The 14418-nt window shown below is 52.5% G+C and carries 1 protein-coding gene; it reads right to left on the reverse strand.

Going from position 1 to position 14418, the window contains the following annotated elements:
- Window positions 1-92: 92 nt before the first annotated feature.
- Window positions 93-14393: an SDR family NAD(P)-dependent oxidoreductase gene (locus HPY31_RS23735; RefSeq protein ID WP_172142710.1), complete on the reverse strand. Its 14301-nt coding sequence runs from the start codon at window positions 14391-14393 to the stop codon at window positions 93-95.
- Window positions 14394-14418: the final 25 nt, after the last annotated feature.

The following is a 14418-nucleotide window of genomic DNA, read 5'->3' on the forward strand; positions in this document are numbered from 1 at the left end:
AGCTTCCACCTCACGATGGACACCCCTGCTCTTGGTTGCGTACAACAAAAAAAGCGAGATACGCATCTGCGTACCTCGCTTTTGTCAGTGTATTATACGAGCATGGCGTGCTGCTTATAGAAAGATTGAAAAAACCGTGCCTCAAGCGGCTGCTTGTCATAAAGTTTCTCGCAGAACGCATAAATCGTTTGCCTTGAGGCTTCGTCTTCGAGCATTGTCATATGTGTCGAGGCTTCAACGTCCATCATGTACGCCTGCGGGATCTGTCGAACCCATTCCTCCCAGTAAGGCAGATGGTCGAATGGAACAGTTCCTTCTTTAGCCGTTAAATAAGGTTCCCATGGTCCCATGAACACCCCACTCTGGTTTCGGAAGTAATAGCAGGTCACCTCATCAGGCCGAGGTAGAGGCAGGAGCTTATAGTCTATCAACCTGTAGCGCTGCTGCATGGAAAACTGACGCTCAAATTGCTTCTCCAGCAGCCGCTTAGGAATATCCAGTCCTCTATGCTCGGCTAGCTCGGTTAGGCGTTCAAAGAATACATCGAATCCGTTTTCGCAGTCAATCTCATCCCTATGGATGAGATTACCTTTCTCATCAGTCGAGGCAATGCCATGGACGGCTGCCAATGCCATGTTAACGGTTTGCAGGGCTATAGAATTCTGATCGAGGGTCGTCCTCTGGACCTCTGGGCTAAACATCGTGTCCAGCATGACCAAAGACGAGACGGTCTCACCCGCTTCCTGCAGCTGACGCGTCATTTCGTAGGCCAACATGCCGCCGAGTGAATATCCGCCAAGATCATAAGGACCCTCCGGCTGAATCGATTGGATGAGTCGGACATAGTTGGAAGAAATAGCCACTACGCCCTCAGGTGCTTCATCGTCGGTACCGCTGAACGATTGGATACCGTAGAACGGTCTTTCCGCATGCGCCGCCAAAGAACGATATACTTCCACGCCTCCGGATGCGCCATGAATCCAAAATACCGGCCTTCCATCCGTAATCGAATTGAGCCGAATGATCTGCTGATTGAAGTTCTCCTCCAAAAAAGAGCCGTCAACATGAAGATCATTGATTTCCGGCGGGAAGTTCGCTTGCACCTTGTCTATCAAGTCTTGAATCGTTTCGCAAGTCAACAGATCGGGGAGCTCCATCGACGGAGCAGCCACTTTCTGTAGGCCTGCAAGCAATTGCGCGAGATGAAGCGAACTCAATCCGTAATACGTCAATCGTTTGTGGGGTTGAATCTCTGTCGGCATCATGCCAAGAAGTAGAGCGACGCTGTTTAAGACGATTGTCTTTGCATCATTCCCTTTCATGCCAAGCTGAGCCTTTTGTACGCTCATCTCATCGTTCTTGCTCATCTCAGCTTCCGTCCGCTCTAAACCCGCTTCCGGTTGGATTTCAAGCCAACAGCGCTGCTTGACGAACGGGTAAGTGAGCAATGGTACGATTCTCCCCTTTCTTCGGCTGCGATACAATTCCCTCCAGTCCATATCGCCGCCCTTTGACCAGTAGATGGCAAGCTTCTCGACATCAAGTTCATCCATCAAATGCTTCAAATACATCTGGCCATTCTTACCAGAAAGGAGCCTGAGCATATCATCCGAAGGTCCTCCCGCATTTCCTTCGTATAACCCGAAGCTCCCGGAAAGCGGAATATCCGAACTGCCGGTATCATCCAGATAGGACGAAAGCGCGGCAATCAATTCTTCCCTGTTGCTCGCTGTTACGGCAAGGCGGAAGTCCATAGATTCACGACCGACCTGCAGCGTATAGGCCAGATCGTTCAACGAAAGCTCCTCGTTTCGCTTCACATACTGACGTACATGGTACACGGCTTCCTTCAGACGTTCCCGGCTTTTTGCCGAGAGGATCACTAATTGATTTCCTGTTTCCTGTACAGACGGCTCTTCAGCAGGCGACACGTATTCCTCGACAATCAGATGAGCATTCGTACCGCCAGCACCCAAGGAGCTGATTGCCGCGCGAAGCGGGAATTTCCCGCCATGTGGCGCTTCATTTTCCGTCTGCTGCCAGTCCTCTAAACGCCGCTGAATACGGAAATTCGTTTCTTCAAGGCGTAAATTCGGATTCAATGCTGTGTCCGAGCCGATTGTCGGAACAAGCTGCCGATGCTTTAACTGAAGAACGACTTTTGTTAATTGGGCGATGCCCGAGGCAGCTTCCCCATGCCCGATGTTGGATTTGACGGACCCAATCGGCAGAGCACGCTTCGTACCGAAATGATTGCGGTACACCTTGTTCATCGCCGCCATTTCAACTGCATCGCCGATGGATGACCCGTTAGCCGCACACTCGATATAGCTGATCGACTCTGGTTTGATGCCGGCCTGGCGCATGCTTTCTTCCATCAGTTGGGCTTGTGCATTCGGATTCGGCGATCCGTAGCCGTTTGTCTGTCCACCATGATTCACGGCGGTTGATTTTATCACGGCTAATATGGAATCACCATCCTCGATGGCTTTGGCCAGCGGTTTTAATAGGACCGAACCTACTCCTTCCGATGGCAAATAACCGTCCCCGTCCGCGAAGCTTCTGCTTCCAGGATGACTGCCAGCCAAACGCGACATGCTTAAGCCGACATACTTTTGCGGATGAAGCGAAAGATTGACGCCTCCGGCGATTGCCAGCTCGCATTCACCCTTCCGCAAGCTTTCGCATGCCATATGGATCGCGACCGCCGAAGAAGAGCACATCGTATCGACAGCGATGCTCGGACCTTTGAGATTAAAGAAATGGGACACCCGGTTGGCGATGGAGCTATACGAGGACAGAGCAAAAAGCGGCTCCTTCGCCGGGTCGTTATTAAGCAAATGATAATGATTGTACATGCAGCCGGCATACACGCCGACCTTGCTGCCATACTCGTACTCAAGCTTCTGGCTTGTATATCCCGCTTGCTCCAGCGTGTTCCATACGGACTCGAGAAACAGCCGTTCTTGCGGGCTTATATAAGACGCTTCCAAGGGTGAGAGCTGGAAGAAGATCGGATCGAATTGATCGATATCTTTTAGAAACCCGCCCCATTGACAGTAGCTCTTGCCTGGCTTGCCTTTCTCAGGATCATAATACTTGCCGCTTTGCCAACGAACAGCGGGTATTTCTTCAATACAATCCTTCCCGCTCTTCAGATTGTCCCAGAACTGGTCTAAATCGTCCGCTCCCGGATAGCGTCCCGACAATCCGATGATCGCGATATCGGACGCAGGTTGACGCTCGGATATCTCCTCGCGGATCAGCGTTGATTGCTTTAACGCTGGTTTTGTCGCCGTTGGAGCCGGCGTAACGGATAAATGAGCAGCCGCTACGACCGGTGAAGCTGCCTTTGTTACCACTTGCGTAAGCTCGGGCGCAAGCAGCCGACGGAGCTGAAACTCATAATGACCGAGAAGATATTCACACAGCGCTTGTATATTTTCATACTCGAAGAACAAGGTTTTCGGAAGCGAGCCTAATTCGTTCTCAAGCTGTGCCGTAAGCTGCATCGCCATAATCGAGTCAATGCCAAACTTGCTGAAGGAGGTCTTGGCATCCATGCGATGTAGAGGAATGCGTATATAGGATGACAGGGTCTCCCTTAAGTAGTGCATCGTTCTCTCATACAGCTGGTTATCTCTATCTGATTGCCAAACGGCTGCGGGAGCTTGCTGCGCTGCCGCCACCTCTTCCATGTGCGGCGTTGTGCTCAAAGCCATGTTCGTCACCGCAACTTGGTGCTTCCCGCTTGCCAGCGCAGCGTAAAGCGCTTGAATGCCCTGCTGGCTCTGCATCGCTTTCATTCCCGCGCGCTGCTCCATCATCGCTTCCGTTGCGGGATCAACGGTCATGCCGCCTTCCTGCCACAGCGGCCAATTCACTGAAAGCGTATGTCCTTTCCGATGGCCGGCCGCTACCAGCTCATTCCGATAAGCGGCGAAGGCATCCATAAACCCGTTTGCTGCCGCATAATCCGCCTGCCCATAGTTTCCAAGGCATCCGGAAAGCGAGGAAAACAAAACAAAGAAATCGAGCTCCATTCCGCTTGTTGCTTTGTCTAATGCTATGGGCCCATCCACTTTAGGTCCCAAGACAGCAATCAAATCGTCTGTTGTTTTATGGATCAGGAAGCTATCCTTCTTCATACCTGCAGCATGAAGGATGCCGTTCAATCGGCCATGTCGTGCTACGATTCCACTCATCAGTGCCGCCATGTCCGATTCCTTGCAGACATCTGCGGTATGATACTCCACATGTGCGCCTAATTCGCGGATCGTTTCCAATTGGGACTGACGGTTACGGTCAAGCTCTGACCTTCCGATTAGAATGATTGCCGCTTCACGGGACTTCCTAGCGATATCCTGCGCGAAGATCAATCCAAGTCCCCCGGCACCGCCCGTTATGAGGTAGACGCCTCTGTCCTTCCACGGCGCTTCCACCACAACGTCCGCCACATTCAGGCCTTCGATTACCGCCTCATACCGTCGGCTTCCTTCATAACGAATATGGCTGACCGATGGATGACGGCCGTCAATCTGTATAAAGGAAAGCAGCTGCTCGGATGAGACGCCCCCATCGATTTCGATTAACTGGCACCATACATTTGGATTCTCCAGATGCGCCGTCTTCAACATACCGGCTAAGCCGGCGTATAGCTGCTGCTCACCGGAAGCGGGGATCAGCAGCTGGATCAGTGTCTGACCACCAAACTTGTCCCTTAGGATCTTCTGAATGTCAACCAAGAGCTGCTCCGCATAGCCGGCATACCGTTTTTCGATCACCGGCCCTTCTGCTTTCAGCACCTTGCACTCCGCTTCAGGGAATGCTCGGGTCAGCAGCGCGTTCATGCTTTGGTTTTCTTCCAGCAAATACATATATCGCCGGGTGATTGTGCACGCTTCACTTCGGTCTTCGTCATTGCGTTCTGCCCATGCCGGATTCCATAGAAGCGGAGCGTCTTCTTCCATAGCCATTTCCATTTCCGCTTCCTCTTCCAATTGACGCGAAGAGAGGCCTTGCAGCATCGCGCAGTGTTTTCCATGCTCATCAAAGATGTCGATATCAAGCTTTTGAATCGCCCCTGTTGCGGTGCTTCCGGAGCTTCTTCGAATCCATGCCCACATAACCGCTGTACTTGGACCCAAAATCACCAAACGGTCCAGTGCATAAGGAAGTCCCGGCCTTAATGCTGCTTCCGAGCCAGTTCCTTCTTCCGACTCTATAGGTAATGCGGCCATTCCGATTGATGCTTGCAGCGCCGAATCAATCATACCCGGATGAAGCACATACTGCTCCAGTGTGGACAAGGCGGAAGCCGCCATTTCCAAACGGGCCAGTAATTCGCCTTTACCGACCTGGATTCGGTCAATCGCACGATGGCCGGGTCCGTAATCCATGTCCAGACGGGCAAGTATGTCATAACATTGGGCGCCGGTGATCAGTCCAACGTCACAGCTAGCCTGAAGTTCTTCAAGCAATTCGAGAGGTGGCACTTGAACGGATTCGTCTAATGCCGCTGTTCCTTGACAGTGAACCGTTCTTCCCGCCGGATGACCCGATGCTTCCGTATAAATTTCGAAGAAGAAGTCGGCTTCGGAATTACGCTGCAGATGAATGTTCACCGTGACGGAACGATCGTCCACGACGATTGGCTGCGCCCATCCGATATGCCGCAGCAAGACGGGGGACGTTGGCGAACCTGAACCTTTTTCGCATGCTGCCGTCACAGCCGCCCGCGCCATCTCCAGATAGGTGACGGCAGGCAGCACCTTTCGACCTCGAACTGAATGATCCGTCAAGAAAAACTCCGTCCCCGTCAGAACCGTTTGAAACAATAGGCCTGAAGTGTCCCTCAACGAAGCGCGCTGAAGGTTCAGAGGCAAAGATTCGCTAGACGCTTTCATAGGTTCGCGTCTTTGTGGATCCTGCGGCGGATAGTCAGTATTCGAAACCCAGTAACGCTCTTTGGCAAACGGATACGTCGGAAGCGGAACACGCGAATAGGAGTCGCCGGCAAACAGCTGACTGTAATTCAGCGCATAGCCTTGAACATACAATTCGGCTGCCGTGGACAGATGCTCCAGATACAATCCTGGATTCGTGCACGTCTGGCAGCTCTCGATCGCGGCATTGCCGAACCGCTTTAACGATTGCTGCTCGCGAACATCATTTTCCGCTAACTCGGATACGTACACTTGCGCCATTTTACCGCGCGATAGCCAGTTGGAGAGCAGTTGTTTAAGCTCTTCTGCGTCTTTGACGATACACGCCAACCGGTGATTCATGTGACGGCGTCCAACCAGCAGTGTATAGCTGATGTTTCCCGCATCAATGCCAGGTACCCGCTCGCAATGCTCCAACAAGCGCTCGGCTTGCTGCCTCAGCTGTTCCCCACTGCGGGCTGACAGCGTAATGAGGTAAAACGGTCTCGATGCATGCATCCGCAAAGGAGCTGGAGCCTCCTCAATGACCATATGCGCATTGGTGCCGCTGAAGCCGAAGGAGCTGGTGGCTGCAATCCGCCTTGAGTCCGGTGGAACCGCCCAATTTTTGATCTCCGTATTGACATAGAAGGGGCTGCTGGAAAACTTGATATGCGCATTGCCCGTCTCATAATGCAAGGAAGGCGGGATTTGCTGGTTTCGCAGCGATAGTAAAATTTTGAAAACGCTCGCGACACCTGCAGCTGCGGTTGTATGACCAATATTTGTTTTTATGGTTCCAATCGCGCAGAACTGCTTTTTATCCGTGTAATGGCTGAAGGCACTGTTCAATGCTTCGAACTCAATCGGATCGCCGAGACGGGTTCCGGTGCCATGCGCCTCCACCATTTGAATCTGCTCCGGATGAATGGCGAAACGATCATAGACGGACTTTTCCAGCCGTTCCTGCGAATTGGCGCTTGGAGCGGTAATACCGTTTGTCGTCCCGTCCTGGTTAATGCCCGAGCCTTTAATAACCCCGTGGATATGGTCGCCGTCGGCAATGGCATCCTTCAGCCGCTTCAGAACGACGACACCGACCCCTTCGCCAGGTACAAAGCCGTCTGCCCGATTATCGAACGTGTGACATTTGCCCGAAGGAGACAGCATTCCGGCCCGGTTGGAATTGATATAAAACGTTGGCGTCGTTTGGACAAACACGCCCCCTGCCAGTGCCATTTCGGTCTCTCCGGTCCATAAGCCTTGGCAGGCAAGATGGATGGATACAAGCGAGCTGGAGCAGGCGGTATCCACCGTAACGGCAGGCCCCTGCAGATTTAAATAATAGGCGATTCTTGCAGGAATAATGGATGGAGCATTCCCCCACATCGCTTGCGGAGGCGAGTTGTCTCCGATATGGTGCACATAGTCGCCGATATTGTAGCCGACATACACACCGCAGGCACGACCCTCTACGCTCTGGCCCGCATAACCCGAATCCTCCAGCGCCTTCCATGATTCCTCCAGGAACATGCGCTGCTGCGGATCCATATAGGTAGCCTCGAGTCCGGAAATATTAAAGAAGGACGGATCGAACTTATCGATCTCATCCAAGAAGCTGCCGTGATTGCAGTAAGGCTTGCCTTTGGGTGCATACTTCGACAGATCCCACCGGGTAACTTCTTCAACAAGATCATGACCTTGAGCCAAATGGTCCCACAATTCATCCAGCGTGTTCGATTTGGCAAAGCGGCCGCTCATTCCGATTATGGCGATGGGCTCTTTCACTGCTGCTTCCGCAGCCCGAACGGATACAGCGGCCTCGGCCGGCTGTGCGGACGCCTTCGTTTGCAAGGATTCGAAATGGACAGCTTGCTCCTCCCTTTCAAGAGGAATTGAATCTTGCTCGTAAACGACAGCGAGTCGGTCGCTAAATGCGGACACGACAGCCTCTTTATGCGCAGACAGCAAATAACCAGCCAGTTGATTGATCGAACTGTAGTCAAAAAGAATGGTCGTCTTCATCTCAATCTGCAAACGTTCGTTAAGCGTATTGACGATATGCACACCGGAAATGGAATCAAGCCCGTAGTCTGCGAAAGAGTCATCCATATCGAGCGATGACGCATCCAGCTTCAGCGTTTCTGCCAGCTGGGAGGCAATCAACGATTTGATTTCATCCTGGAGCATCTGCTCATTCAAAGCAAATAAGCTGTCTTCGCTTTCCCTTCTGGAATCCGTATGTGCTGCTTCATTCCGCTCTTTCGTCAATGTGGAAACGGGTTGACTTGCAGACTGCTGAGCGCTTATTCCTTTCCGTTGTTCCCATCTAGGCTGTCTGATGATTCCATCGCTTTGCGCCGCAACGATTTGCTGTCCTAGATCGTGATGATCCTGGGCCAGGAAGCCGATCGCACCGAAGCCCTCCCTCTCGAGTAGCTGCTGCCAGCTTTCGGGCGAAAGCGCCGGACTGCCTGGGATCCGAATGCCGGGATCGTCATACAGCCACCAGCCCTCCAGCAGCCCAAACGTAAGATGGGTAAATAGGGCGCCGTTGCTAATTTCATTTAAAAGCAGCCATCCTCCGGGCTTCAACGCCGCTTTGGCGTTGCGAACCGTCGTCCGCATGTTACGCGTAGCATGAAGGACGTTCGCGGCTATGACCAGATCATACTGACCGGCATCAACGCCTTGCTGCGCAAGAGCTTGCTCTACGTTGAACGTGCGGTACGTCAGGAACGGATAGCTAGGGCCGTATTCCTTCTGCGCATGGAGTAGGAACATTTTGGATAGATCGGTATAGCAGTATTCCTCAATATGAGTCTTATAGAGAGCTAGCTTGGCGAGCACCCCCGCAGACGTACCGCCTGTACCCGCGCCGATTTCCAGAATACGAATTTGCGCCTGCGGATTTTCCTGTACACACTGTCTGACAACATGCAGGGCTGCCTCGGCAACTACATCGTTGAAATAATCGGCTACCGGATTGCTCTTGTAAATCCCCTCGACAAGTTCCATTGACGAGTTTGGAAAGAGCACGTCCGTCGCTGCGGATTTTCCTGTAAGGACAGCCGGCAAGGACTTCAGCGTTGTTTCCACCAATACGATTTGCGCTCTTGTTTTCTCGTCCTCCCGCCATTTAGCGGTCTGTTGCCCCCACTGCTCCCATACCGCCCCGTGATCGGTTTTTGCCGTGTCCGTAACCGACAGAAGATGGCCGCTGCGGGACAGTAGCCCTTGCTCTACGAGAATAGTAACGCTCTGACTTAGCCATTCGGCATACATTTCTTCGGCGATTCCAGCAGCAGCCATTGCCTGTTTCAGATCGAACGTTCTGGAAGCGAATAACCCCGTTTGCCGAAGCTGCACGAACAACAGCCTGCCAAGAAGTCCATTCATCTCATCCGTCTTCTCCGCGTTCTCACGCTTCAGCTGTCCGATATCGGGTCGCTCAGAGGCGGCAGGCAGACTTCGGCCTGCTTCAGCTGACCGCTGTCCTGCAGCTAGAGCCTTCATTTCTTCTTTGGGATTCATGCTTTCGACGGGGATCGGCTTCGTCGTTTTCATGACAGCCAGCTGCAATTGTGGCTGGGCAAGCACTCTCTCAATCGCCTGCATCGCTTCCTTCGGCTCGATTAGCCCAATTCCAAGCTCCTGCAGCAGCCGGTATTTTTCCGTATCCTCGACCTTGTCGCTTGACCAGAATCCCCAATTCAGCACTTTCACGCTGCAAGACCACTGCTGTGCCAGCAAGTGCGCGAAAGCATCCTTAAAGACACAACCGGCCGCATAATGAGCCTGCTGCGGATTCTTAATGAGGCTAATGAGCGATGAGAAGAACAGTACGAAATCTAGCCGTTCCTCGCGAAATACCTGCGCCATCCTGACGCTCACATCAACTTTAGCGGAGAGCGCAGCTTGAAAAGCAACCTCATCCATTTCAGCCAAGCTGTACTCGTTTAATACCATTGCCGAATGGACGACGCCGTTTACAGAGCCAAAGCGCTGCTTAATCTCGGCATAAGCCTGCGAGAACGAATGGATGTCCGATGCGTCTGCACTCCAATAACAAATCTCGGGACCACGATCTGAAAGACTGTGAATTTTGGTTTGAATAGCGTCATTCATCGGGCTGCGACCAATCCATACGATTTGCGCTTGATAGGTACGAATCATATACTCCGACCATACCATGCCGATCCCGCCAGCTCCGCCGATGACGACATATACGCCTCCATTCCGGTACACTGGCGCCTTCGGAGCGGGAAGAATAGTTGGAATCAACTGCATACGGTGCCACTCACGCCCTCTGTATACGACAGCTCCGCCCCTCCGGTCTGCAGGGATCCGGAACATCTCGGACACCGGCCATTTCGAATCCGACTCCAAGTCGATGAGACGAATCATCCAGTTTGGATATTCTTTAGCAAGCGAACCGATCAGTCCGTGAACGCCTGCCTGTGCCGGTTTTATGCTGTCTTTCTTGGATACTGCTTGGGCCTGGGTCGTGATGACCGTGAGGCCGACCGACCTTGAACCGTAGCCAGATTGCAGCAACGCTTGAATAAACCGGAAGCTGCTAAGCGTAGTCTGATTGTGAGCAGTAATCAGCGCATCGTCTACACCGCCGTCTATAGCAGCAGGATCACGAACTCCCCATATAAAGTGTCCGATATCCTCAATGCCGGAAATCTTCCGCTTGATATCAGCTACGGACATGTCTTCGTCATTACCAAAATGTACGGAACCCGGATATAGGGCTTGGATTTGAGCGAAACGTTCGTTGCAGAGACCAAATACAGCGATCCGTTCCGTTACGGCAGGGAAACAGTCGCCTTCTGGCTCAACGGCGAACGTATCCCACACCGGAGTAAACTGCCGCAGCATATCCTGCGAACCAGCACCTGTGTCAGCTTCCACGATACGTTGGTTAGCGTCATTCTCCGCGTTCCGGTTCGAAGCCGGAATTACGGCTAAGCTTTCTCCCTGAGGCGCGGTCGGATTTGCCGCTTTAGCTGTACTTCCTGCTTGCTGTACCGCTGTTGGCAGGCTGTCCTGCGGTTTCGGCGCAACCGGCAGCCAGTATCTGTTTTTCGCAAAGGGATAGGCCGGAAGATGCATTTTTCTCGGTTTATCGGTACGGTAAAGTCGTCCCCATTCAATATCGCTGCCCTGAGCCCAAGACTGTGCGATTTCAGCCATCTTTCCTTCTGTAAACCAACGGTCGTCAGCCTTCGCCACATCCGCAGACACGCTGGACTTTTTCTTCAGCTGACCTTTCCAGCAGTTCGGAACGGAAGGTTTACCATCCGCATATGCTGTCAATTTCTCGACCAGTTCCCGGATGCTGCTGACTAGAAAGACAACCCGTTCTTCCATTGCTTCGCGTCCGGTCTGAAGCGTATACGCAATGGACGACAAGCTCATCTCCTGAGATGCCCCGCCTTCCGCATGACGATTCCGATTCAGAATCAGATGCAGCGATTCAGCGGCATCAGAGATCGATCGAATCTCATACCAATCGATGCTGTCAGTCTCGATTTCATATTCCCGCAGCAGCTGTTCCCGGACAGCAGACAGGTGTGCCGTTTCCATGCCGTATTCCGACCAGTCTTGATCGAAATCGATGTCTTGTTCATCCACCTTCAGAACAGTTGAAACCATTCGCAGAATATTGGCCGCCAGCCCGCTCTGTGATTCCATTTCCTTAACGCTAGCTACGCATCCAGCCTCATCCGCAAGGAACCGCGCTAACCGATCCGCATACGCTTTCAAGCGATCTTCATTTTTGGCCGATAACGGCACAATGACGGCAGACGACTCGCCGCTCGCGGAGGAAGGCTGCGGTACCCATTCCTCCAAGATGACATGCGCATTTGAGCCGTAGGCGCCAAAGGAGCTGATCCCTGCCCTTCTCGGGTATACCGTTTCCTTTCCTGCTTCAGTCACCCGAGGCTGCTTCCATTGCTCTAACTGCCTCTGGATGTAGAATGGCGATTGCTCAAAATCGATATAAGGATTCGTTTCGGCGGAATGCAACGACGGCACTAACGTTTTATGATGCATCTGCAGCGCAACCTTAATCAACCCGCAAACCCCGGCAGCGGACTCGCCGTGACCGACGTTAGATTTGACTGAACCGATGGCGCAATATTGACGGTCATCCGTGTAGCGGGAATATGCTTTCACCAGTCCTTGGATTTCGATGGGATCGCCGAGCGACGTGCCTGTGCCGTGTGCTTCCAGATAGCTGATCGTTCTCGGATGAATATTAACCTTATTCAGGCAGTCTTCAATCAATTCAGCTTGTGCAACCGGACTAGGCACCGTAATGCCGCTAACCGCACCCACATGGTTGATTGAACTGCCTTTGATAACGGCATATATCTGATCACCATCCTTGACGGCGGCACTTAGCGGTTTTAGTACGACCGCGCCAATCCCTTCTCCGGATGTAAACCCGTCGCCGTCTTTACCGAACGTACGGCAATAACCGTCGCTCGAATGCATGTTGGCCATGCCGAACGTTTTATATTTGCCAGGATGAAGCGTCAAGTTGACACCGCCCGCAATTGCAGCTTCACATTCTCCACGCCGGATGCTCTCTACCGCCATGTGGACAGCTGTCAGAGATGCGGAGCACAGCGTATCGACTGCCAGACTGGGGCCATGGAAATTAAGCGAGTAGGAAACCCGGTTCGCCACGTACGAGTGACTCAAAGAAAGCGGGAATAGCACGCCTTGCGCCATAAGCTCCGACCCGAGAAGTGCATAATCCTTATGCATAACACCGGCGAACACGCCGACAAGGTTCCGTTTGTTCGGTCCTCTTGGCGTTACGAGGCTGGACGGGCGGTATCCAGCATCTTCAATGGCCTCCCAGCAGGTTTCAAGAAAAATCCGCTCCTGCGGGTCTATGATTTCCGCTTCGCGGGGCGATATGCGAAAGAACGGCGCATCAAAGCAATCCGGGTCATCAATGAAGCCGCCCCATCTGGAAACCCCTTTGCCCGAAGGAGACTTTAAGTCTTCAAACTGTTTCCAATCCCATCGTGAAGGGGGAATTCCGCTGATGCAGTCTTTACCATCCTTCAGATTTTGCCAAAATTCGCGGAGATCGCTTGCCCCTGGAAAACGGCCTGACATTCCGATGATTGCAATATCCTCTTCTTGCGATGTTGATGCTTCTGAGCGGTTGGTGGAATCCGCAGGTTTCTTCCTGTTGTCCGGATGTTCATCAAGCTGCAATCGGGGGGCATTGATTCCATCGTCCGGTACCGGTGCGAAGCTTTCATCTGCAAATGCCGAAGCGTACTGTTCGGCCAAGTAAACGGATAAATCTGCAATCGTCGTATATTCAAAAAGCAGCGTAGGCGGAAGCGCTGCGCCTACCTTCGCTTCAATTCTCTTAACCATCTCCAGCAAGCCTGAGGAATCCATTCCCATCTCATAATAGCCCGCGTTCTGATCGAGATCCGCTTCAGCCATATCCAAGCGCTCAGCCAAGATACCAGCTAGAAAAGTGGCCGCCTGAACGGAAGGAGTACGCTCCCCGCTGAGAGTATGCCCCTGTTTGACTGGAGCCGGCGCCGGTTCTGTGACGGACGGGTCATCCCCACCTCCGGAGACGGCAGATGAAGCGATCCCAGATGCCGCCCTCACCAGCTTCATCGTATAGTTTTTCATTTCTGCTACTTTGCAGCCCTTGCTGTCGAATAGCTCCAGCGTCATGCTGAGCAATTCGTTCTTTCGTTGAACACTGGGAGTGAGAACCTGTGTATAGCAGCGCTCTTGAATGAGCTGCTCCGCACGAAAGGACTCAAAATATAAGGGCAGAAACAATTGCTGCTCTTCCCCGACAAGCGCTCGAAGCAATAGCGAGGCACCTACACAGCTAGCATCTAACAAGGTGGGATGAAACAGCACGTCTTCGGCGCTTTCGCGCGAATTGTGATCCAATGCAAGCTCGATGAGCACGCCAGTTGAGGTTTGGAAGGTATGCCCTTCCGCTTTCATCATGCCGGTATGGATGAGGCCCAGCGCACGAAACTGCGCATAGGCCTCCTCCAGATCGACGGAAGCTTCCGCCTGATTTATGGCTTGCCCGAGATTGATCGTCTTATCAAATGAAACGGGTTGAATCTTCCGCATTTGGGCATCGGCATATCGTTTCGCCTCCGGGCTGACTGCTCCATCCCGCGATTCGCGGCCTTCTACAACAATGCTCCAGCATCCCGCTTCCTTCTCTTCCACAACAATATCGATCAGCACCTCGTAATCGTGACCCACCGTCAAGGGATGATAGATCGATACATGGCAAAGCTCCAACTCTCTCCAATCGTACCCGTTATCCCGAAATGCTTGGTAGATCAGGTCGACATAAGCCGGACCAGGCAGCAGTTCCTGACCAAAAACTTTATGATTGCTCAGGATCGGATGATCGCCGCTTAATAAAAATTGTTCTTTCATGAAATAATCCCCCTTGAATGCGCTA

The sequence above is a fragment of the Brevibacillus sp. HB1.3 genome (assembly GCF_013186635.1).
Taxonomy (GTDB): Bacteria; Bacillota; Bacilli; order Brevibacillales; family Brevibacillaceae; genus Brevibacillus; species Brevibacillus brevis_D.